General features: G+C 72.3%; 19 protein-coding genes. 13 read left to right on the top strand and 6 right to left on the bottom strand.

Translation table 11 applies throughout. From position 1 onward, the window contains the following. Positions 1–473: 473 nt before the first annotated feature. The 3 genes from AB0L65_RS40745 (at position 474) to AB0L65_RS40735 (ending at position 5,405) form a co-directional block, all read left to right on the top strand. Positions 474–1,757 (top strand): YcaO-like family protein, encoded by a 1,284-nt coding sequence (locus AB0L65_RS40745; RefSeq protein ID WP_364257219.1) that lies wholly within the window; start codon positions 474–476, stop codon positions 1,755–1,757. Between the two features lie 68 nt (positions 1,758–1,825). Beyond that, positions 1,826–4,000: an NACHT domain-containing protein gene (locus AB0L65_RS40740; protein ID WP_364257216.1), complete on the top strand. Its 2,175-nt coding sequence runs from the start codon at positions 1,826–1,828 to the stop codon at positions 3,998–4,000. 16 nt (positions 4,001–4,016) lie between these two features. Next, positions 4,017–5,405: an amino acid permease gene (locus AB0L65_RS40735; protein WP_364257213.1), complete on the top strand. Its 1,389-nt coding sequence runs from the start codon at positions 4,017–4,019 to the stop codon at positions 5,403–5,405. A gap of 42 nt (positions 5,406–5,447) precedes the next feature. Here the strand turns inward: AB0L65_RS40735 and AB0L65_RS40730 are convergent, their stop codons facing one another. Continuing rightward, positions 5,448–6,725 carry a discoidin domain-containing protein gene (locus tag AB0L65_RS40730; protein WP_364257210.1) on the bottom strand — a complete coding sequence of 426 codons (1,278 nt, stop codon included), beginning with the start codon at positions 6,723–6,725 and terminating at the stop codon, positions 5,448–5,450. A gap of 180 nt (positions 6,726–6,905) precedes the next feature. Between AB0L65_RS40730 and AB0L65_RS40725 the strand changes: the two genes are divergently transcribed. Beyond that, the gene (locus tag AB0L65_RS40725; RefSeq protein WP_357747268.1) at positions 6,906–7,325 is read left to right on the top strand and encodes a CoA-binding protein; all 420 of its coding nucleotides are present in this window, start codon (positions 6,906–6,908) and stop codon (positions 7,323–7,325) included. Between the two features lie 20 nt (positions 7,326–7,345). On the opposite strand, the gene AB0L65_RS40720 is transcribed toward AB0L65_RS40725, so the two are convergent. From AB0L65_RS40720 to AB0L65_RS40710, 3 genes are read right to left on the bottom strand one after another with little or no spacing between them, the layout of a single operon-like run. Further along, complete coding sequence (locus AB0L65_RS40720; protein ID WP_364257207.1) at positions 7,346–8,848, bottom strand: carboxyl transferase domain-containing protein; 1,503 nt, start codon at positions 8,846–8,848, stop codon at positions 7,346–7,348. Beyond that, the gene (locus AB0L65_RS40715; RefSeq protein ID WP_364257204.1) at positions 8,833–9,999 is read right to left on the bottom strand and encodes a CoA transferase; all 1,167 of its coding nucleotides are present in this window, start codon (positions 9,997–9,999) and stop codon (positions 8,833–8,835) included. Before AB0L65_RS40715 ends, AB0L65_RS40720 begins: the two co-directional genes overlap by 16 nt. Further along, positions 9,996–11,315 (bottom strand): SLC13 family permease, encoded by a 1,320-nt coding sequence (locus AB0L65_RS40710; RefSeq protein ID WP_364257201.1) that lies wholly within the window; start codon positions 11,313–11,315, stop codon positions 9,996–9,998. The genes AB0L65_RS40715 and AB0L65_RS40710 overlap by 4 nt, the downstream gene beginning before the upstream one ends. A gap of 99 nt (positions 11,316–11,414) precedes the next feature. On the opposite strand from AB0L65_RS40710, the gene AB0L65_RS40705 reads away from it, so the two are divergent. From AB0L65_RS40705 to AB0L65_RS40680, 6 genes are all read left to right on the top strand, one after another. After that, complete coding sequence (locus AB0L65_RS40705; RefSeq protein ID WP_364257198.1) at positions 11,415–12,053, top strand: GntR family transcriptional regulator; 639 nt, start codon at positions 11,415–11,417, stop codon at positions 12,051–12,053. A gap of 150 nt (positions 12,054–12,203) precedes the next feature. Continuing rightward, the gene (locus AB0L65_RS40700; RefSeq protein WP_364257195.1) at positions 12,204–13,484 is read left to right on the top strand and encodes an esterase-like activity of phytase family protein; all 1,281 of its coding nucleotides are present in this window, start codon (positions 12,204–12,206) and stop codon (positions 13,482–13,484) included. 112 nt (positions 13,485–13,596) lie between these two features. Continuing rightward, positions 13,597–14,472, top strand: a complete 876-nt coding sequence (locus tag AB0L65_RS40695; RefSeq protein ID WP_364257192.1) for a hypothetical protein — start codon at positions 13,597–13,599, stop codon at positions 14,470–14,472. 64 nt (positions 14,473–14,536) lie between these two features. Then, the gene (locus AB0L65_RS40690; protein WP_364257189.1) at positions 14,537–15,061 is read left to right on the top strand and encodes an EXLDI protein; all 525 of its coding nucleotides are present in this window, start codon (positions 14,537–14,539) and stop codon (positions 15,059–15,061) included. A 92-nt stretch (positions 15,062–15,153) separates the two neighbouring features. Continuing rightward, a complete protein-coding gene (locus tag AB0L65_RS40685) occupies positions 15,154–16,110 on the top strand; it encodes an ATP-binding cassette domain-containing protein (RefSeq protein ID WP_364257186.1) in 957 nt (318 codons plus the stop codon). Continuing rightward, positions 16,107–16,904 carry an ABC transporter permease gene (locus AB0L65_RS40680; protein ID WP_364257184.1) on the top strand — a complete coding sequence of 266 codons (798 nt, stop codon included), beginning with the start codon at positions 16,107–16,109 and terminating at the stop codon, positions 16,902–16,904. The genes AB0L65_RS40685 and AB0L65_RS40680 overlap by 4 nt, the downstream gene beginning before the upstream one ends. Here AB0L65_RS40680 and AB0L65_RS40675 read toward each other — a convergent pair. After that, positions 16,894–17,493, bottom strand: a complete 600-nt coding sequence (locus AB0L65_RS40675) for a helix-turn-helix domain-containing protein (RefSeq protein ID WP_364257181.1) — start codon at positions 17,491–17,493, stop codon at positions 16,894–16,896. The genes AB0L65_RS40680 and AB0L65_RS40675 overlap by 11 nt on opposite strands. Before the next feature lie 84 nt (positions 17,494–17,577). On the opposite strand from AB0L65_RS40675, the gene AB0L65_RS40670 reads away from it, so the two are divergent. The 3 genes from AB0L65_RS40670 to AB0L65_RS40660 all read left to right on the top strand — a co-directional run bounded on the left by AB0L65_RS40670 (position 17,578) and on the right by AB0L65_RS40660 (position 19,757). After that, the gene (locus AB0L65_RS40670) at positions 17,578–18,327 is read left to right on the top strand and encodes a glucose 1-dehydrogenase (protein WP_364257178.1); all 750 of its coding nucleotides are present in this window, start codon (positions 17,578–17,580) and stop codon (positions 18,325–18,327) included. Positions 18,328–18,405: 78 nt separating this feature from the next. Continuing rightward, complete coding sequence (locus AB0L65_RS40665) at positions 18,406–18,606, top strand: ferredoxin (RefSeq protein ID WP_364257175.1); 201 nt, start codon at positions 18,406–18,408, stop codon at positions 18,604–18,606. Next, positions 18,603–19,757, top strand: a complete 1,155-nt coding sequence (locus AB0L65_RS40660) for an FAD-dependent oxidoreductase (RefSeq protein ID WP_364257172.1) — start codon at positions 18,603–18,605, stop codon at positions 19,755–19,757. The genes AB0L65_RS40665 and AB0L65_RS40660 overlap by 4 nt, the downstream gene beginning before the upstream one ends. Positions 19,758–19,790: 33 nt before the next feature. Here AB0L65_RS40660 and AB0L65_RS40655 read toward each other — a convergent pair whose 3' ends face one another. Next, positions 19,791–21,239: an MFS transporter gene (locus AB0L65_RS40655; RefSeq protein ID WP_364257170.1), complete on the bottom strand. Its 1,449-nt coding sequence runs from the start codon at positions 21,237–21,239 to the stop codon at positions 19,791–19,793. Between the last annotated feature and the right edge of the window lie 94 nt (positions 21,240–21,333).

Here is a 21,333-nt window from a genome sequence, read left to right as displayed (position 1 = left end):
CGCCTGTGGTGCGTCCACTATGCCGATGGGGCACATGTACTTCAAGGTACGGATGCGAAGAAACATCACGAATGACGGGTTGACTCTTTGTCAGCACACGGTTCGTGACCGTAACGGCCGCCATCTCACCCAGAGTGACGATCCTGGGGCTCCGGATGACGGGGCTGGATACCCACCCCAGCCGCGGCCATTCTCCAGAAAATGTAAATAAGTCCGCAAATAGCCTTTCTAGGCTTTTGCGGAGGCGGCGCTACAATTAAGGCGGAAAGGAAGGGGGAGGCTCATGGGAAATGTCGTGGACTATATCGTGACCGAGTCGCTGGATCGCGCGACCCAGCACCTGACCCAGGCCGAACTCGACCGGCTGGGCGAGCTGCTGTCCGCCACGACCGGCGATGGCAGAAGGTAGGCCGCGTCGATTTCCGAAATCCCCGCGACGGGCGGGGCGGCCGTTCTGCGCGGCGGAACGAGCGGTGCCGCTGGACGAGGCCGGGAGGCGGGCGTCCGCGGCACTGATCGCGCTCGGCCTGCGGGCGGAGCTCGTTGACGCGGGCGACGGCCGCGACCCGACCGCCTGGTGGTGCCGCCTGCTCGGCGGCGCGGGGGACCTCTCGCCGGTCGCGTGCGGGATGGGCAAAGGACGCCCGGACGAGGCCCGCGTGGGCGCTCTGTTCGAGGCCGTCGAGCACTACCTCACCGGCCCGGCCGGGTTCGACCCCGCCGCCGTGCGGCCCGTCGCGCCCGCCGCACTCGCCTCGGGGCCGCTGCGCGGGGACGCCTGCGCGCTGCTGCTGACCGGGACGCCCGGCCGGCGGATGGCCTGCCTGCGCTATCGCCTCCTCGACGGGCCACCCCTCCCCCACAGGCGCGCCGACGCGCTGGTGCCGCTGTTCCTGTCGGCCCCCTGGTACGCCGAGACCGGCGCCGCGCCGCTGCGCGAGCTGGCCGGGGACGACTGCGACTACGCCGACCTGATGCGCTACAGCTGCAACAGCGGCTCGGCCGTCGGCATCACCGCCGCCGAGGCGCTGCTGCACGCCCTCAACGAGGCCGTGGAGCGGGACGCCCTGTCGCTGCTCCTCGTCCGCGCCTTCCTGGGCGGGGACGGCTTCCGGCTCAGGCTGATCGACCCGGGGACGCTTCCGCACGGCCTCGCGCGGGCGTACGCGACGGCGGAGGAGCTGACCGGGTCACCGGTGCACCTGCTGGACATCACCAGCGACCTCGGCGTGCCGACGATGCTGGCGTACACGGCTCCGGCCGAACGACGGCCGCACCGGCGCGGCGGCGGCACCTCGCTGGACCCGGCGTACGCCGCCTGGCGGGCGCTCACGGAGCTCGTCCAGACCACGCTCGGCGAGGGTCTGCCGCGCTCCGGAGCCGTACGCGGCGATCTGGCCGGGCTGGCGGCGCACCCCGCGCTGCACGCGTGCGGGCGCTTCGACCTCACCGACGCCCTGCGAGAGGCGCAGGTGGTCCCCTTTCCGCAGGCCGCCCCGACGGCCGGGACTCCCGGCGCCCAGCTGCGGAAGGTGACCGCGACGCTGGCCGCGCGGGGCCACCCGGCCTACCACCGCGTGGTGCGCGTCCTCCCCTGCGGGATCACCGCCGTGCACGTGATCGTGCCGGATCTGGAGCGGTTCATGCTGGTCACCGACGGCAACCTCGTCCTGCCCGGCCGCCGGGGGCTGGCCGTCGCGGCCGGACGGGTTTCCGAATCGATGCCACAGGATTGGCGGCCCCCATCAATGAGGTGAATGGTTTTTCCGCTTTATCGACCCTGCGTGGAGAATTACCAGCCTCTTTATCCGCACATACTGGATTTATGGGCGCACGATATTGGCAGAATCGCCAGGCCAAGATGTCGGTGGTGCTCGGCGTTCTGCTCCTGGCCCTGGCCACCATGATCCTGACCGTGGCCACCCGATTGCCGAAGGACTGGGGGATCACGGCCGGATCCGCTCAGATCATCGCGGCGGTGACGGGCGCGATAGGGCTGGGCAACGGCCTGGTGCAGTTCCTGACCTGGTGGCGCAAGCGCGGCGCGGCCACCGCCGCCCCCACCTCGGCCGACGTCGCCACCGCCAAGGACGTCCTCTCCGGGCTGGTCACCCAGCAGTGGCGCGACGAGACGGTCCTGCGCTCTCTGTGCGATCCCGAGCCCATGCCGCTGCCCTGGCACTCGACCGAGCGCCGCGAGCTCGCCGACCGTCCCGAGATCATCGCCAAGGGCACCGTGGCCTTCCCCGGCCTGGACGTGCACATCGCGGACATGGCACGTAACTTCCGCGCCCTGCGCTGCCGCCGGCTGGTCATCCTGGGCGGCCCGGGAACCGGGAAGACGACCCTGGCCGTGCAGCTCGTCCTCGAACTGCTGCGCACGCGGGAGCCGGAGGAGCCCGTCCCGGTGCTGCTGTCGGCCGCGCGCTGGGACGACCGCCTCTATGGGCGGCTGCAGGACTGGCTGGCCGCGAGCCTGGCGCTGGACTATCCGGCGCTGCGCGCGGAGGGCCTCGGCACGGACATGCCGGAGACTCTCGTGGCCCGGGGCGAGGTGCTGCCCGTCATCGACGGCCTGGACGAGCTGCCCGACACCGCCCGCGCGGACATGCTGACCGCGCTGAACCGGTCGCTGTACGAGACCGACCAGCTCATCCTCACCTGCCGTACCGACCAGTTCGCCGAGTCCGTCGAGGAGATCGGCGACGCCCTCACGGCGGCGGCGGTCATCGAGCCACAGCCCATGTCCCCCGCCGCGTCGGCCGACTACCTGGAGGCGTGCCTGCCGCCGGTGCCCCACTCCGTCTGGCCCCAGGTCCTGGAGGAGCTGCGCAAGGGCGCCGTCCCCGCGTTGTCCGAGGTCACCTCGACGTCTCTGGGGCTCTGGCTGGTCCGCGCCACCTACATCGCGCCGCGGGTGGATCCGACGCCGCTGCTGGCGCTCGGGCGCGGCAGCGCGGCGACGTTGCACGACCATCTGTGCGACCAGCTCATCCCGGCTCTGGTGAGCACGCGTACGCCCGCCGAGGGCCCGCCGCAGCCCTTCCGGCCGCAGCACGCCTGGACGCCGGAGCAGGTTGACCGCTGGCTCACGTACCTGTCCCGCCAGCTCGAACGCAACGAGGAGGACCCGCGCGACGTCGCCTGGTGGCACCTGGCCCGTTACACCTCCAGCCGCACGGTCCGGTTCGGGGCCGCCGCCGTGATCGGGGTCGTGGTCGGGCTGGCCTTCGGGCTGCTGACGAAGTCGCTCTTCTTCAGCGCGATGGCCGGCCTGTTCTCCGCGCTCGTGGCCGAGACCCTGATCGGCTCCTGGTTCACCGAGTCGCCGGGACACGCCGACTTCCACCTGCGCGGCAGGCTCGCCGAGCTCCTTCCCGCCCTCCGGGACGGGCTGATCGTCGGAGCCCTGGGGGCCATCGTCGGCTGGCTCATGGCCTACGCGAGCGGGAAGCCGGTCTTCGCCCTGAGATCCTCGGTGCAGATCGGGCTGCTGTCCTTCGTCGGATTCGTCGCCCTGCTCAGCCTGATCCGCTGGGTCGAGAGCCCCACCGCCGACCTGACGGCCAGATCCCCGCGCTCGACCTGGCAGGCCGACCGGAACCTGACCGCCATCCGGATCATCGGCGGGCTCGTGGTCGGGCTCGCCACCGCGGGCGTCCTGCTGTATTCGGGGATCCCCCCGGACATGTCGATCCTGGTCGGCCTGGTGCTGGGGCTGCTGTTCGGGCTCGTCCTGGGCCGCCACCACGCCTGGCTGGCCTACAAGCTGACGATCCCCCGCCTGGCCACCCGGGGAAGCCTGCCGCTGCGGGCGATGGACTTCCTGGACGACGCCCACCGGCTGGGCCTGCTGCGCACGGAGGGGCCGTACTACCAGTTCCGGCACGTCGAGCTGCAGCAGCACCTCGCGAACGGGCGGCACGTGGCGCCCGTGACCCCGCCCGCCAGGGCCCCTTCGCATAGGGACGGCCCTGGTGGGCAGGACGGACGCACATAGTCGCATCGGGGGCGTCATGACAACTTCAGGAGGCGTCTTCAGACGCAAACCGGTGGAGCTCATCGCCACCGAGCACGAGGGCGAGCTGGCCAGGTCGCTCGGGTTGTGGCAGCTCACCGCCATCGGCGTGGGCGGCATCATCGGCGCGGGCATCTTCGCCCTGGCCGGCGCGGTCGCCAACCAGACCGCGGGGCCGGCCGTGCTCGTCTCGTTCCTCATCGCGGGGATCGCCAGCGCCGCCGCCGCGTTCTCGTACGCCGAGTTCGCCGGCCTGATCCCGAAGGCCGGGTCCGCCTACACCTACGGGTACGCGGTCCTCGGGGAGATCGTCGGCTGGTGCATCGGCTGGGACCTGCTGCTGGAGTACACCGCCATCGTCGCGGTCGTGGCCATCGGCATCTCCGGCTACTTCGGCTTCCTCGTGGAGCAGCTCGGCTTCACGCTGCCCGCGTGGATGCTCGGCGCGCCCGGCACCGGCGCGGGGCACGTGGTGGACCTGTTCGCGGCGATCCTGTGCCTGTTCATCGCCTTCCTGCTGAATCTCGGGATCCGCGCCGCGGCCAGGTTCGAGACGTCCGTGGTGGGCATCAAGGTCGCCGTCGTGCTGCTGGTGATCGTGGTCGGCTTCTTCTACATCAACCCGTACAACTACACGCCGTTCTTCCCGTTCGGGGTCAGCGGGGCGATCACCGGCGCCGCCACCGTGTTCTTCGCGGTGTTCGGCTACGACGCGATGAGCACCGCGGCCGAGGAGTCACGGGACGCGCAGCGGCACATGCCGAAGGCGATCCTCTACTCGCTGGCCATCTCCATGGTCCTGTACGTGCTGGCCACGCTCGTGCTCACCGGCATGCAGAACTACCGGGAGATCGATCCCGAGAGCGGCTTCTCCTCGGCGTTCGCCTCTGTCGGGCTGCCCGGGCTCGCGTCCCTGATCGCGGCGGGGGCCGTGGTGGGCATCCTCACGGTCATGTTCACGTTCATGCTCGGCGTCACCCGGGTCTGGTTCTCCATGAGCCGGGACGGGCTGCTGCCGCACTGGTTCGCCAAGCTGCACCCGGTGCGCCGGGTGCCCACGCGGGTCACCTGGATCGTGGGCGTCGCGTCGGCGCTGATCGCCGGGTTCCTGCCCATCCGGGAGGCGGCCGAGCTGACGAACATCGGGATCCTGCTGGCGTTCGTGGTCGTGTGCGTGGCGGTGATCGTGCTCCGCTACCGGCAGCCCGACCTGCCGCGCCAGTTCCGCCTGCCGGGGATGCCGGTGGTGCCGGGCGTCGGGGCGCTCTTCTCGATCTGGCTGATCACGTTCCTGAGTCCGGTGACGTGGCTGCGCTTCGCCGTCTGGTTCCTGATCGGGCTGATCATCTACTACGCCTACGGCCGGCGCCACTCGGCGCTCGCGTAGCCGGGGCCGGGCACGGCGCGACGCCGTGCCCGGCCGAGTCGTTCAGAACGGGCAGGTGTCCGTCCACTGGGTCACCAGCGAGGTGTTGTTCCGGTCGGCGTCACGCACGCTGCCGCACAGGAACGGGGTGAAGCGGGCGTCGTCGCGCAACCAGCGGCTGAAGAACGACACGATCCACTTGCCCTGCTTGGCCTTGTTGCCGTAGCCGGTCACCGGGCAGAGGTGGTCGCCGGGGACCTCGATGTACAGCTTCTCGGCCTGCGTCATGCTGTTGTACCAGGGCCTGGCGTACGTGCCGCCGGGCGCGGCGACGTCGCTCGCGCAGGTCAGGAAGAACGTCGGCTTGGCGACGCCGGCGAAGCTCCCGCTCTGGTGGTAGGGCGCCAGCGGCACGCCCGCCCTGAACCGGGTGTCGTCGCGCAGCGCCACCATCGTGCCGCCGCCGCCCATGGAGTGGCCCGCCGCGCCGAGCACGCCGTTCAGCTTGCCCGAGATGGGGTTGCCGGTGGCGTTGCCGAGGTTGAGCAGCTGGGTGCCGGCCGCCCTGATCTGGGTGCCCCGCTGGTCGGGGCTGTCGGACAGCGTGTTGGTGTCGACGTTGAGGACGACGAAGCCCCAGGACGCCAGGCGCGGGCCGAGCCAGCTCAGGTTCTGCTGGGTGCCCTGGTAGCCCGGCATGAGCACGATGCCCGGGTACGAGCCACTGGCCGTCGGGTACGTGATCGTGCCCGCCTTGTAGCCGCTGGGGTTGGGGACAGTGTAGGTCGCGGTGGCCAGCGGGCCGGTGGTCGCCTCCAGCGACTGGGTGGTCGGGTCGGGGACGGTGCCCCCTGGAGGTGGCGTGGTGCCGCCCATCGTGCCGTAGACCTGGAACTCGAACAGCGAGTAGCCGTAGGCCGTGCCGCGGGCGGTGCCGTACATCCGTACGTACCGGCCGTTCCCGGTCACGGCGAGGGTCTGCGTCCCGCCGGTGCCGGTGGCGGTCGCGTAGACGGTGGTCCAGGTCAGGCCGTCGGCGGAGGTCTGGATCTGGAACGCCCGGCCGTACGCGGACTCCCAGCTGAGCACCACCTGGCTGATGGCGGCGGTGCCGCCGAGGTCGACCCGCAGCCACTGCGGGTCGCCGAAGGCGCTCGACCAGCGGGTGGCGGCGTTGCCGTCCACGGCCGCCGAGGCGGGCGTGCCGGCGTTCTCGGCGGACGACGCGGTGACGGGCTTGCCCTGGGACAGCAGCGGGTCGGCGACCGCCTGGGCGCTACCCGCGCCGCCGACCAGCGCGGCGGCGAGGGCCAGCGCGACGAAAACGAGAGAAGATCTCATGCTCTACCTCTGTGGAACGGGCGTGGCTTTCGCCAGCACGCGGACAGAAAGGCCGGTCGCGAGAGCGCTCTTCAACGCTCTGGACCATATGCGGCGGTCAACGGCGTTGAAAGCGCGGCAACCGCTGAGCGGAAGATGAATGCGGGAAGTTCCGGCGGGCGCGCCGTGTTGGTGCCGAGCATGGGAAACCGCTTCGCCGACGGCGACGTCATCAAGCGCCTGCTTCACGGGGCGCGGCACTGGGCCTTCGTGGGCCTGAGCGACAACCCGGAGCGCACGGCCTATGACCAGGCCCGGCTGCTCCAGGCCCGCGGCAGACGGGTCATTCCCGTCCATCCGGCCGCCGAGACCGTGCTGGGCGAGCCCGGGTACGCGTCGCTGGCCGAGGTGCCGGACCCGCTGGACGTGGTCGCGGTGTACCGGCGCGCCGAGCTGGCGGGGGAGTCGGTGGACGAGGCGATCGCGGCAGGGGCCAAGGCGATCTGGCTCCCGCTCGGCGTCATCGACGAGGCGGCCGCCGAACGCGCCCTGAGCGCCGGCCTCGACGTCGTCATGGACCGCTGTCCGGGCGTCGAATGGGCCCTGCGCAGAGACGCCTGAATGAGCGGGTTGGGGCGCTTCTAGCTAGCCGTCTGAGCCCGGTCGCGGGTGGTGCCGAGGACGCGGTAGCGCCGGAGCCGTTCGGTGAGCAGGTCGGGGCGGCGGCGCGGCAGCATCGCGGCGAGCTCCCGCTCCAGCTCGCGCCCGACGCGGCGGCAGAACGCCTCCGGTTCGTCGGCCGCGTCCGGGCGCTCGGGGACGACCCGGTCGGCGATGCCGTCGGCGACCAGGTCGGCGGAGCGCACACCCTGCGCGGCCGCCAGCTCCGGGGCGTGCTCGACGTCGCGGTGCACGATGGCGCTGGCGCCCTCGGGCGGCAGCGGTGACAGCCAGCCGTGCTGGGCGACGAGCACCCGGTCGCACGGGATCAGCGCGAGCGCGCCGCCGCCGCAGCCCTGGCCGAGCAGGATCGACAGCGTCGGCGCCGCAAGGGTGACGAGCTCGGACAGGCACCGGGCGATCTCGCCGGCCAGCCCGCCCTCCTCCGCCTCGGGGCTGAGCGCCGCGCCGGGGGTGTCGATGACGGTGACGAGCGGCAGGTTCAGCTCGTGCGCCAGGCGGAAGCCGCGCCGGGCCGCGCGCAGGGCCGCCGGCCCCATCGGCCCCACGTCGGTCTGGGTGCGCCGGTCCTGGCCGAGCAGCACGCACGAGACGCCGCCGAAGCGGGCCAGCGCCAGGTACAGCCCCGGGTCCTGCTCCCCCTCGCCGGTCCCGTTCAGCGGCAGGACGTCCGAGGCGGCGTAGCGGAGCAGCTGCCGGACGCCGGGCCGGTCGGCGCGCCTGGAGCGGGTGATCGACTCCCACGCGGGCACGTCCGGCAGCGGCTCGGACGGCGGCGTCTCACCCAGGGGCGGCTCCACCGGTGGAGCCAGCAGGATGCGCAGCGCGCGGTCGGCGATCCCGGCCAGCGCCTGCGGCGGCAGCACGGCGTCGATCAGGCCGTGCCGGTACAGGTTCTCGGCGACCTGGACGCCCTCCGGGAACGGCTCGCCGTACAGGGACCGGTAGACGCGCGGGCCGAGAAAGCCGATCATCGCGCCGGGTTCGGCGGCCGTGACGTGGCCGAGCGAGCCCCACGAGGCGAGCACGCCGCCGAGGGTGGGATCGCGCAGGTAGACCAGGTACGGCAGGCCCGCGGCCTTGTGCTGCGTGACCGCGGCCGAGATCTTCACCATCTGCAGGAACGCCACCGTGCCCTCCTGCATTCTCGTGCCGCCCGAGGCGGGCGCGGCGAGCAGCGGCAGCCGCTCGGCGGTCGCCCGCTCCACGGCCGCCACCAGGCGTTCGGCGGCGGCGACCCCGATGGATCCGGCGAGGAAGCCGAACTCGCAGGCGACGACGGCCACCCGGCGGCCGTGCAGCAGCCCCTCCCCCGTGATCACCGCCTCGTCCAGGCCCGTACGCTGCCTGGCGGCGGTCACGTCGGCGTCCTCCACCGGCCCGAGCGGCCGGTCCCAGCTGCGGAAGGAGCCGTCGTCGAGCGCGAGTTCGACGAGTTCGAGCGCGGTCATCCGGCCAGCCACGAGCGGATCTCCTCCTCGTCGGCGTTCAGCACGGGAGGCGCGGCGTGGTCGGTCCGGGTGATCTCGACCTCGCCGTCCGGCCCGGCCGGGTCGAAGAACCGCAGCGGCGGGCCGGGCAGCGTGATCCCGCCGATGCCCGCGTGCTCGACGTCGATGAGCAGGCCCTGCGACCTGGTCTGCGGCCAGTCGTACACCTCGTCCAGGCTGCGCACCCGGCCGGCGGGCACGCCCGCGGCGGCCAGCCGGCGCAGCAGCTCGTCCGCGCCGAAGGGGGCGAAGGCGGCCTCGACCAGCTCGACCAGCCGCCGGCCCGCGGCCACCCGCTCCGCGTTCGTCGCCAGGCCGGGCTCCCGCGGGTCCAGGCCGAACTCGGCGCAGAAGCGCTGCCACAGTCCCTCGCTGCCCACCGCGATCTGCACGTGGCCGTCCCCGCACCGGAACAGCCCGTACGGGGCGATGGACGGGTGGTGGTTGCCCTGGGCGCGCCCGACCTCGCCGGCCACGGTCCAGCGGGTGCCCTGGAAGGCGTGCACGCCGACGATGCCGGCCAGCAGCGAGGTGCGCACGACCTGGCCGCGGCCGGTCCGCTCGCGTTCGAGCAGCGCGGAGACCACGCCGTACGCGCCGTACATGCCGGCCAGCAGGTCGCCGATCGGCACGCCGACCCGCTGCGGGTCGTCGGGTCCGGACCCGGTGAGCGACATCAGCCCGGCCTCGCCCTGCGCGATCTGGTCGTAGCCGGCCCGCCCGGCCTCCGGCCCGTCGTGGCCGAACCCGGTGATGGACAGCACGACCAGCCGCGGGTTGAGTTCGAGCAGGCGCGCGGTGGTGAAGCCGAGCCGGTCGAGCACGCCGGCGCGGAAGTTCTCCAGCAGCACGTCCGCCTTGCGGATCAGGGCCTCGAGGGTGGCCCGGCCGTCCTCGTCCTTCAGGTCCAGGGCGATCGACTGCTTGTTGCGGTTGCACGACAGGAAGTACGTGGACTCGGAGCCGGCGAACGGCGGGCCCCAGCCCCGGGTGTCGTCGCCGCTTCCGGGCTGCTCCACCTTGATCACCCGCGCGCCCAGGTCGCCGAGCATCATCGCGGCGTGCGGCCCGGCCAGTGCCCTGGTCAGGTCGACGACGACGTAACCGGCGAGCGGGCCGCTCATGACAGGCTCCCCGGCACGACGAGGATCACCCAGCACAGCACCGGCGCGACCACCATGATGGTCATGCCCCAGGTCATCAGGCGCTTGAAGACGTTGTCGCGTTCGGACACGTCCGCGTTCGCGACGACCAGGGCCCCGTTGGTCGAGAACGGGCTGCAGTCGACCACCGAGGAGGAGATCGCCAGCGCCGTGACCAGCCCGACGGCGCCGACCTGACCGGTCTGCAGGAACGGCACGGCGAGCGGGATGAGCGCCCCGAGGATGCCGGTCGTCGAGGCGAAGGCGGAGACCACGGCGCCGATGAGGCAGATCAGGAACGCGGCCACGAGCGGGGCGCCGACGTGGGCGACCCCGTCGCCGAGCCACTTCACCGTGCCCTGGTCCTCCAGCAGGGAGACGTAGGTGACGATGCCGCCGACGAGGAGCACCGTACCCCAGCTGATCTTGTCGACGGTGCCGCGGGCCGCGGAGGGGAAGATCAGCGTGAGCGCGACCGCCACCGCCAGGGCGAGGAAGCCGATGTCGAGGTCGAAGACGAGCGCGCCCACGGCGAGCACGAGCAGGCCGACCAGCGTGAGGGAGCGCTGAGCGTCGAGGCGGGGCAGGGCGTCGTCGGCGGGGTCGGGGTCAGCGGCGGAGTCGCCCGCGGATCCGGAGGCGCCTGTGCGCGTGAGGGTCGCGACCTGCTGCTTCGGCGTCTCGCGGTCGCGCTGCAGCAGCTTCGTGCCGCCCAGGGTGAGGAAGCCGACCAGGCTGATCAGCGCGCAGGCGCCCATCGCGCTGAAGAACAGCACGGCCGGGTTGCCCGGAAGGTGGCTCTTGTCCACGACGCCGTTGGTGATCGCGCCGAAGATGCCGATCGGCGAGAAGCTTCCGCCGGTGGCCCCCTGCACCACCATCAGGCCCATCATGACCGGGTTGATCCGGTAGCGGGCGGCGAAGCCCATGGCCACCGGGGCCACGATGGCCACCGCGGCCGGGCTGGCGGCGCCGATCGCCGTGATCGCGGCGCACACCACGAACATCACCCACGGCATCAGCGCGACACGTCCGCGTACCGCCACCACGGCCCGGTGCACGATCCAGTCCACGGTGCCGTTGTTCCTGGCCAGCGCGAACAGGTACGTGACGCCGACCAGGATGACGAACAGGTTGGCCGGGAAGCCGCCGAGGACGTCCGACACCTCCACGCCGAACACCGCGGTGCCCACGACGAACGCCGCCACGAGCGCCAGCGCCCCCATGTTGATGGACCGGACGGTGGCTATCAGGAACACCAACACCAATACAACCAACGCAACGACTTCCGCTGACATCGGCGACTCCTCGGGTCAGGTGACTCTCCGGTTACGTGCGTATTTCCGGATTGGCCTAGCCTCTGCGCCACTGCGCCGGATGTCAATAGACTGTCCCCCGTGACCAAGAAGCGCCCGCAGACCTCCGCGGTTCCCGAGCGGATGGAGCGTCCCCGCCTCTACGTGCAGCTGGCCGACCACATCGCGCGCTTCATCGAGGCTCAGGGGCTCTCCCCCGGCGACCGCCTGCCGCCCGAGCGTCGCCTGGCCGCCGAGCTCGGCGTCAGCCGGGCGACCCTGAGCCGCGCCCTGGTGGCGCTCGAGGTCCAGGGCATGGTCGAGGTCCAGCACGGCAACGGCGCCGTGGTGCTCGCGCCGGCGCTGCAGGAGACGCGGCAGGAGTCACCGCTGGATCCGGCGTTATCGCTGGCCGAGCGCGACCCGATGGAGCTCGCGCGGGCGCGCGAGGCGATCATGGCGGGGCTGGCGCGCAGCGCGGCGGCGCATCCCGACCGCAGCCTCCGGCTCGCCCTGCTCGACGCCGACGGCCGGCCGGTGCGCTTCTCCGACACCTGGCCCTGCGTGCGCAGGCTCGCGGGGGCGAGCCTGCTGGCCGATCTCGACGACCTGCTCTCGGAGGCCGCGCCGCTGGACGACGCCCGGGTCTCGGCCGAGCGCCTGACGGCTCTCGCCCGAGCCGTGGTGATCGGTGACGCCGACGCGGCGGCGGCCGCCTGCGCCTCCCTGCTCCGGGTCTGACCCACCTCGTGCTCAGGCGCCGTCACGCGGCGGCGCCTGAGATTGGCGGTCGGTGACGTCAACGCGCGTTCATGTGCGCTTCGGCGGCTGGACATCGAACCTCTGTAGGTTCCACCCCGAATCAGCACATTTGCCCCCAAGGGAAGCACCATGTCTCGTCACCTTGTCGCCGCGCTCGCCATCGGCACGGCGCTTGCCGGCTCACTCGCCGCGCCCGCCGCCGCCTCCCCCGTGAAGGAGCCGCGGATCCTGTCCGACGTGACGCTGCCCGCGCCGGACCTGGCCGCGTTCGAGCCCGGAATCGTCAAGGACTCCCGAGGGGTCAAGCTGGGCGGCGTCGGCAGCGGCCTGTACCCCGCCGGGCGCGACGGCGAGTACTGGATGGTGACCGACCGCGGCCCGAACGGCGAGCCGAAGGTCAACGGCGAGAAGCGGCGCACGTTCCCGGTGCCGGAGTTCGCGCCCGCGATCGTGCGCGTGGCCGTCCGGCACGGCACGGCGCGCATCGTACGCAGCATCCCGCTGAAGAAGTCCGACGGCACGCCGATCACCGGCCTGTCCAACCAGTCCGGCCACGACGAGGCCCCCTACACCTGGGACGGCCTGACCACGCTCCCCTACGACCCGAACGGGCTGGACACCGAGGACGTCGTCACGGACGGGCGCGGCGGCTTCTGGCTGGTGGACGAGTACTCCCCCTCGCTGCTGCACGTGGCCGGCGACGGGCGGATCCTGACCCGGTACGTGCCCAAGGGCCTCGGCCTGACCGGAGCCGGCTACCCCGTACGCGAGACGCTGCCCGCCATCTTCGCCGGCCGCCAGCAGAACCGCGGCATCGAGGCGCTCGGCGTCTCGCCCTCCGAGCGCGCCCTCTATCTGGCCGTGCAGAGCCCGCTGGCCAACCCCGACAAGAAGACCGGCAAGGCCTCCAGCATCGCCCGCATCCTGCGGGTCGACCTGCGGACCGGGCGGCCCACCGGCGAGTGGGCCTACAAGATGGAGGACGTCGCCACCTTCGACCCGGCCGCCGAGCAGGGTGACATGAAGATCTCCGCGCTCAACGTGCTGAAGCCCGGCCGCCTGCTGCTCCAGGAGCGCACCGACGCCGTGGCCCGCCTCTACACCGTGGACCTCCGCAAGGCGACCGACCTCCTCGGCGGCCGCCACGACGACCCGGCGACCACGCCGTCGCTGGAGGCGTCCCTTCCCGCGGACGTCACCGTGGCGGCCAAGTCGCTGACCGTGGACCTGGCGGCGATCGACGGGCTGCCCGGCAAGATCGAGGGTGTCGCGGTGCTCGACCCGAGGACCATCGCCATCGCCAACGACAACGACTTCGGCGTCGGCACCTTCGACGCGAACGGCCGCCTGGTGGACACCGGCATCCCCAGCCGCATCCTGACGATCCGCCTCCCCCGCCCGATCGGCTGAGCACCGCGGCCGGCCGTCCCGCTCAGCCCGACGGCCGGCCGCCCGGCGCGGACGCCTGTCATGCGACCGCTCCGGTGCGTGACCGTCCTTGCCGCCGCCTACTATTCGCCGCATGACCACGCACGGATTCACGCTCACCGCCGAGGGCCCGTTCGACTTCGACGCCTCGCTGCGCTTCATCGAGGACTGGCCGGCCACCAGCGCGCTGCCCTCCGACGGGCGGGTGATGCGCTTCGCCTACAGCGCGGAATCCGACTGGCTGCCGATCGGCGTCACCGTGACGGGCGCGCCGGGCGGGGTCGCCGTGGCCACGACGCGGCCCGCCGGGCCGGGGATCCGGGGCGAGGTGGCGCGGATCCTGTCCCTCGACGTCGACGGCGCCGGCTTCGCCAAGCTCGGCGAGGCCGACCCGGTGCTCGGCGACCTGCAGCGACGCAGCCCCGGCCTGCGGCCGGTGTGCTTCTGGAGCCCGTGGGAGGCCGCGTGCTGGGCGGTGATCGTGCAGCGTTCGTCGATGCTCATCGCCTCGCGGATCAAGCAGCGCATCGCGGACCGGTACGGCGCGAAGGTCATCGTTGACGGGCAGGAGCAATCGGCCTTCCCTCCGCCCGTGTCGCTGCTGGAGGCCGGGGGTCTCGGGCTGCCGGCGCAGAAGGAGGAGTGGCTGCGCGGCCTGGCGCGGGCGGCGCTCGACGGCGTGCTCACCACCGAGCACCTGCGCGCGCTCGACCCGCAGGATGCCCTGGCCGAGTTGCGCGCGCTGCCCGGCGTGGGGCCGTTCTCCGCGGGGCTGATCCTGATCCGCGGCGCGGGCGCGCCGGACGCGTTCCCCGGCGACGAGCCGCGCCTGTTCGCGATCCTGCGCGAGGCGTACGGCCTGCCGGAGGACGCGCCGCCGAGCGCGTACCGGAAGCTGGCCGAGGCGTGGCGGCCCTACCGGTCCTGGGCCTCCTTCCTGTTCAGAGCGACGTCGTACAACCGGGACTGAACAGCCGTTGCCATCTTCATCCCGTATACGTAGACTCATACGTATACGGGATGAGAGTGAGACGATGCCGAACAAAACGATCTACGTGTCGGACGAGGATCTGCCGATCTTCCAGCGGGCGCAGGAGCTCGCCGGCGGCAAGCTGTCGACCGCCATCAGCGTGGCGCTGCGGCGCTACGTCGAGATGGAGGAGGGCCGCCAGGAGGGCTACGAAGAGATCATCGTGCAGGTCGGCCAGGGCGCCGGGCGCAAGCAGCGCTTCTCCGGCGTGCTGCTCGGCGAGTGGTGCCGCACCAGCCGCAGCGGGCGAGTGGAGATGTTCCGGGTGTACCGCTCGCGCAAGGGCAAGTTCGTGCTGCACGTCGACCGCTCGCCCGACTGGGTGAGCGGCTCGGAGTCCGACGACTGGGTGAGCACCTGGCGCGGCTACCTCGGCCTGGGCGAGACGAGATGGGGCTTCGTGCAGGGCGCGGCCACGCTGGACGTCTTCGACACGGTCGAAGAGCTGCGCGGCAAGATCCCTGACGAGTTCTACGACCTGATCGCCGACCTGGCCGAGCGGCCCGCCGTCGAGGACCTGGACATCTAGTACCCGCTGATCGAAGCGGGCGGGCGACCGTCCGCCATCCCGTCATGCCCACAAATCATGGTTAACCCCCCAACAAAAGGAGAAACCCCGCGATGCCCCCCGCCATTCACGCCGAGGGCCTGGTCAAGAAGTACGGCGACGTCGTCGCCCTCGACGGGATGGACCTGTCCGTCCCCGAGGGCACGGTGCTCGGCCTGCTCGGCCCCAACGGCGCAGGAAAGACCACGACGGTACGGATCCTGACCACCTTGGTGAGACCGAACGCCGGACACGCCACCGTCGCCGGCCTGGACGTCGTCACGCAGGCCGACCGGCTGCGCTCGCGCATCGGCGCGTCCGGCCAGTACGCGGCGGTCGACGACCACATGACCGGCGCCGAGAACCTGGAGATGGTCGGCCGCCTCTACCACCTGGGCGCCGGGCGCAGCAGGCAGCGCGCCCGGGAACTGCTGGAACGCTTCGACCTGACCGGCGCGGCCGACCGCCCGGTGCGGGGCTACTCCGGCGGCATGCGGCGCCGGCTCGACCTGGCCGGCGCGCTGGTGGCCGACCCGCCCGTGCTCTTCCTCGACGAGCCCACCACCGGCCTGGACCCCCGGGCCCGAGCGGGCCTGTGGGACGTCATCTCCGAGCTCGTCGCGGGCGGCACGACCGTGCTGCTCACCACCCAGTACCTGGAGGAGGCCGACCGCCTCGCCGACCGGATCGCGGTGGTCGACCACGGTCACGTGATCGCGCTCGGCACCGCCGACGAGCTGAAGGACCAGGTCGGCGGCGACCGGATCGAGCTGACCGTGGCCGGCGCCGGCGACCTCGCGGCCGCGCGGCACGCCCTGGCCTCCTTCGGCGAGGTGCGGATCGACCCCACCGCCCTGCACGTGACGGTCCCGGTCACCGGCGGCACCGCCGCGCTCACCACCGCGCTCGGCCTGCTGGCCGCCGAACGCGTCACCGTCCGCGACGCCGGGCTGCGCCGCCCGACCCTGGACGACGTCTTCCTCACCCTCACCGGCCACGAGGTCACCGCCGAGAAGGAGCCCGCCCGATGAACGCCCTGCAGATCGTGCTCGCCGACGGCGTGACGATCACCAAGCGCAACGCGCTCAAGATCAGACGAGCCCCGGACCTGCTCGGCGGCGCGGTCATCCTGCCGATCGTGTTCGTGCTGCTGTTCGCGTACGTCTTCGGCAGCATGATCGAGCTGCCGGGCATGTCGTACCGCGAGTACATGATCCCGGGCATCTTCGTCCAGACCATCGTCACCAGCGCGCAGATCACCGGCTACACCCTCACCCAGGACCTGCAGAAGGGCATCTTCGACCGGTTCCGCACGCTGCCGATGGCGCCCTCGGCGGTGCTGGTCGGCCAGACCGTCTGCGACGCGCTCATGAACGTGACCAGCATCGTCGTGATGGCGCTGGTGGGCCTGGCCGTCGGCTGGCGGATCCACACCTCGCCCCTGGAGGCCGTGCTGGGCTTCCTGCTGCTGCTGTTCTTCGCGTACGCCTTCTCCTGGGTGACGGCGGCCGTGGCGCTGGCCCTGCGCACGCCCGAGGTGTTCAACAACATCGCCACCATCGTGTCGATGCCGCTGGTCTTCCTGTCCAACGCCTTCGTCGACACCGGCCGCCTGCCGGGGCCGCTCAAGGTCGTCGCCGAGTGGAACCCCGTCTCCACCGTGATCCAGGCCGCCCGCGAGCTGTTCGGCAACGCGGCCGAGACTCACCCGCAGGCCTGGCCGCTCCAGCACGCGGTGGCGGTGTCGCTGTCCTGGTCGGTGCTGATCCTGGTGGTGTTCGTGCCGCTGGCCACGCGCCTGTACAAGCGGGCGGTCAGCCGGTGACACCTCCCGGCGACGGGCGCGGGCTCGCCCAGGGCGCGATGCCCTCGCGCAGCAGCGCCCACACCCGGTCGGCGGTGGCGCGCCGGTCGGGCGCCGGGGTCTTGGCCAGGACCCCGGCGAGCATGCCGATGGCCAGCACCAGGTCGTCGGCCGAGACGCCGTCACGGACGTCTCCCGCGCGCCGGGCGTCGCCGAGCACGCCCGCCAGGACTCCCGCCACGCGATCGCGCACGTCGATGATGCGGGGATCGGGCTCGCTCGGCCGCGTGCTGACCAGCTCGATGAACGCGGTCGAGGCGATGGCCTGCTCGGTCAGCAGCGCCAGCAGGTCGTCGAGCGTGGTGCCAGGCCGGGCCGCCAGCGCCTCCAGCTCCGTGACGCCGTCCTCGAAGACGGCCATCGCGAGGCTGATCCGGTCGGGGAAGTGCCGGTAGAGGCTGCCCTGCCCGACCCCGGCGGCGCGGGCGACCGTGCTCAGCGGCGCGTTGTATCCGGCGCTGGCGAACACCTCACGGGCGGCCGCGACCAGCGCCGCCCGGTTCTCGGCTGCGGCGCTCGGCCCTCTGTTCGGTCGACGTGACTCCGGCACAGCGGGTATCGTAGCAACCGGACAACATCGTCCGGTTGCCGCGAACGTGGCGAGCCGGAGGACGGCTGGCGAAAGGACGGGCTCTTGAGCACATTCGACGATCGCGTCGCCCTGATCACAGGCGCGGGGTCCGGAATCGGCCGGGCGATGGCCGTGGCGTTCGCCAAGGCGGGCGCCCGCGTCGTGGCCTGCGACATCGACAAGGAGTCGGCCGGGCGGACCGCCGAGGAGATCGGCGAGGCGGCCGTCGCGGTCGCCGCCGACATCTCCGACGAGGCGTCGGTGGCCGCGCTGACCGAGGCGGCGATCGGCGCGTACGGCCGCATCGACGTGCTGTGCAACAACGCCGGGATCATGGACACGATGGCGCTGCCCGCCGACATCCCGGTCGAGCTGTGGGAGCGGGTCCTGCGGGTGAACCTGACCGGCACGTTCCTGGTCACCCACGCGGTGCTGCCGCACATGCTGCGCCAGGGCTCCGGCGCGATCGTCAACACCGCCTCGGAGGCCGGCATCCGAGGCGGGGCGGCCGGCGCCGCCTACACCGCGTCCAAGCACGGCGTGGTCGGCCTCACCCGCAGCGTGGCCTGGGCGCACGCCAAGGACGGCATCCGCTGCAACGCCATCCTGCCCGGCCCCACCATGACCAACATCGCCACGAACGCCTCCTTCGACCCCACCGGCGCCGCCCGGCTCGGCCCCGTGCTCGCCCTCGGCGAGCGGCTGGCCCAGCCGGAGCAGATGGCCGACGCCGCGCTCTTCCTCGCCTCGGATGCCGCCTCGTTCATCAACGGGGCGATCGTCCCGGTTGACGGCGGCTGGTCGGCGGCCTGACCGCCGAGGAGCTGAAGCGCCGCGAAGGGCTCGTCGTCGGCGGCCTGCGGCGCCGGTAGAACCGAAAGGAACCCTCTGATGAACGTCATCGTCGACACGGACAAATGTTGCGGGGCAGGCAGCTGCGTGCTGCTCGCCCCCGAGGTGTTCGACCAGGGTGAGGAGGACGGCATCGTGATCCTGCTGGACCCGTCGCCGGCCGAGCCCCTGCACGCCGCCGTACGCGAGGCGGCCGCCGTCTGCCCGGCCGCCGCGATCACCCTGGACGGGCAGTCTTGACGGACGTCCTGATCGTGGGCGCCTCCGCCGGCGGCCTGGCCGTCGCGGAGGCGCTGCGCCGCAAGGGCCACCAGGGCGGCCTGACCGTGCTGGGCGCCGAGCCGCACCCGCCCTACGATCGCCCGCCGCTGTCCAAGCAGGTGCTGGCCGGCACGTGGGAGAGCGAGCAGGCGCACCTGCGGGCCGAGACCGAGCTGGACAAACTGGGCGCGACGTTCATCCTCGGCGACCCTGCGGTGCGGCTGGACCCCGAGGCGCGGGAGGTGTCCACTGCGTCCGGGCGGACCCTGCGCGCGCAGGCCGTCGTGCTGGCCACCGGGCTGACCCCGTCCCGGCTGCCCGGCCAGGACGGGCTCGCGGGCGTGCACGTGCTGCGCTCGCTGGACGACGCGCTCGCGCTCCGCGCCCACCTGCTCGAAGGTCCGCGCCTCGTCGTCGTGGGCGAGGGCGTGCTGGGGGCGGAGGTGGCCGCCACCGCGCGCGGTCTCGGCCTGGACGTCACCCTCGTCGGCCTCGGCCGCGCGGTCCTGGCCGACCAGCTCGGCGACCCGGCCGCCGCGCTGCTGACCAGGAAGCACGCCGAGCACGGCGTCCAGCTGCGGCTCGGCGTCGGGGTCCAGGGCCTGGCCTCCGAGAGCGGCCGGGTCACGGGGGTACGCCTGGCGTCCGGCGAGCTGCTGCCCGCCGACGCGGTGGTGGTGGCCATCGGCTCCCGCCCGGCGACCGGGTGGCTCGGCGACAGCGGGCTGGCCCTGCGCGACGGCGTGGAGTGCGACTCCCGCTGCCGCGCCGGCGACGGCGTCTACGCGGTGGGCGACGTGGCCTCCTGGCAGCACGAAGGGCTCGGCCGGCGGCTGCGGCTGGAGAACCGGACCAACGCCGTCGAGCAGGCCCAGGTCGTGGCCGCCAACATCCTCGGCGAGGACCTGGCCTACGCGCCTGTCCCGTACTTCTGGACCGACCAGTACGACGTCAAGCTCCAGGTCCACGGGCTGCCGTCGCCCGAGGCGGAGGTGAGCGTGGTCGAGGGCGACCCCGAGCAGAACCGTTTCGTCGCCCTCTACCGGCTCGACGGCGTGGTCACGGCGGTGCTGGGCTGGAACATGGCCAAGGCCGCCCGCCTGCGCCGCGACCGGCTGGGCACGACGTAACCCGCGTGGGTGGCGGCCTGCCACCCACGCGGGTCAGCGGGTGCGGACCTGCTGGTCGGTGTCGGAGGGCAGGCCGGCCGGCTGCGGCTGCGCGGCGCGGCGGCCGGGGATGGTCAGCACGATGAGCGCCGCCACCAGGGCGACCCCGCCGCCGATGAGGAACCCGGCGCGGAACCCGGCCTCGGACGGCAGCGTCACGGACCCGAACGTGACCGTCAGGTTGGCCAGCACCGCCCCGAGCACGGCACTGGCACAGGACGTGCCGATCGAGCGCATCAGGCTGTTGAGCCCGTTGGCGGCGGCCGTCTCGGTACGCGGCACGGCGCTCATGATGATGGACGGCATGGCCGCGTACGCGAAGCCGATCCCGGCGCTGACCACGGACGAGAAGACCAGGACGCCCCACGCGTGCCCCATCAGGACGAGGGCCAGGAGGTAGCCGGAGGCGATGATGAGCGTCCCGAGCAGCAGGGACGTCTTGGGCCCGCGAGCCCCCGACAGGCGGGCGGCCACCGGCGAGATCGCCATCATGACCAGCCCGGCCGGGGCCATCCACAGCCCGGCCTCGACCATCGACCGGCCCAGGCCGTACCCGGTGGCCTCGGGCAGTTGCAGGAGCTGCGGCGTGATCAGCGACATCGCGTACATGCCGAAGCCGATGACGATGGAGGCCAGGTTGGTCAGCAGCACCTGACGGCGCGCGCTGGTGCGCAGGTCGATCAGGGGCGCGGACACGCGCAGCTCCCACCAGCCCCACAGCAGCAGGATCACCGCCGAGGCGGCGAACATGCCGAGCGTGGTGCCGCTCGTCCAGCCCCAGTCGCTGCCCTTGGAGACCGGCAGCAGGAACAGGGCCAGACCGGCCGCCAGCCCCACCGCCCCCACGAAGTCGAAGCGTCCCGGTGACTTGACCGGCGACTCCGGCACGATCATGAAGATCAGCACGCTCATCACCACGCCGAGCGCGGCGGCTCCCCAGAACAGCGCGTGCCAGCTCACGTACTGGGCGACGAGCGCGGCGGCGGGCAGGCCGAGCGCTCCGCCCACGCCGAGCGAGGAGCTCATCAGGCCGATGGCCGAGCCGAGCCGCTGCGGCGGCAGCACGTCCCGCATGATGGCGATGCCCAGCGGGATCACGCCCATCCCGAGTCCCTGCAGCGCGCGGCCGATCACCATGGGGGCCAGCGAGTTGGCGGGGGCGCACACCAGGGAGCCGACGGCCAGCAGGACCGCGCTGACGATCATGACGCGGCGCTTGCCGTACAGGTCGCCGAGCCGCCCCGAGACGGGCATGGCGACCGCGCCGGCCAGGAGGGTCGCGGTGATGGCCCAGAAGGCGTTGGCGGCCGTGGTGTGCAGGAGGGTCGGCAGGGTCGCGATCAGCGGCACCATCAGGGTCTGCATCAGCGAGACCGTGATGCCCGCCGCCGCCAGCACGCTGATGATCGCTCCACTGGACGGTGCGGCACGCGTTGAACTCATGAGTTTTCCCGTATCTCGCAGAATTATATGCACGATGCATATGGTATGTATCCTACACATCACCATATAGAGGGATATTCTGACCGCCGTGGGG

This window comes from Nonomuraea sp. NPDC052116, from assembly GCF_040680035.1.
Lineage (GTDB): Bacteria > Actinomycetota > Actinomycetes > Streptosporangiales > Streptosporangiaceae > Nonomuraea > Nonomuraea angiospora_A.
Note: the sequence above shows the minus strand (reverse complement) of the source record. Positions and strands in the feature narration are given on the sequence as shown.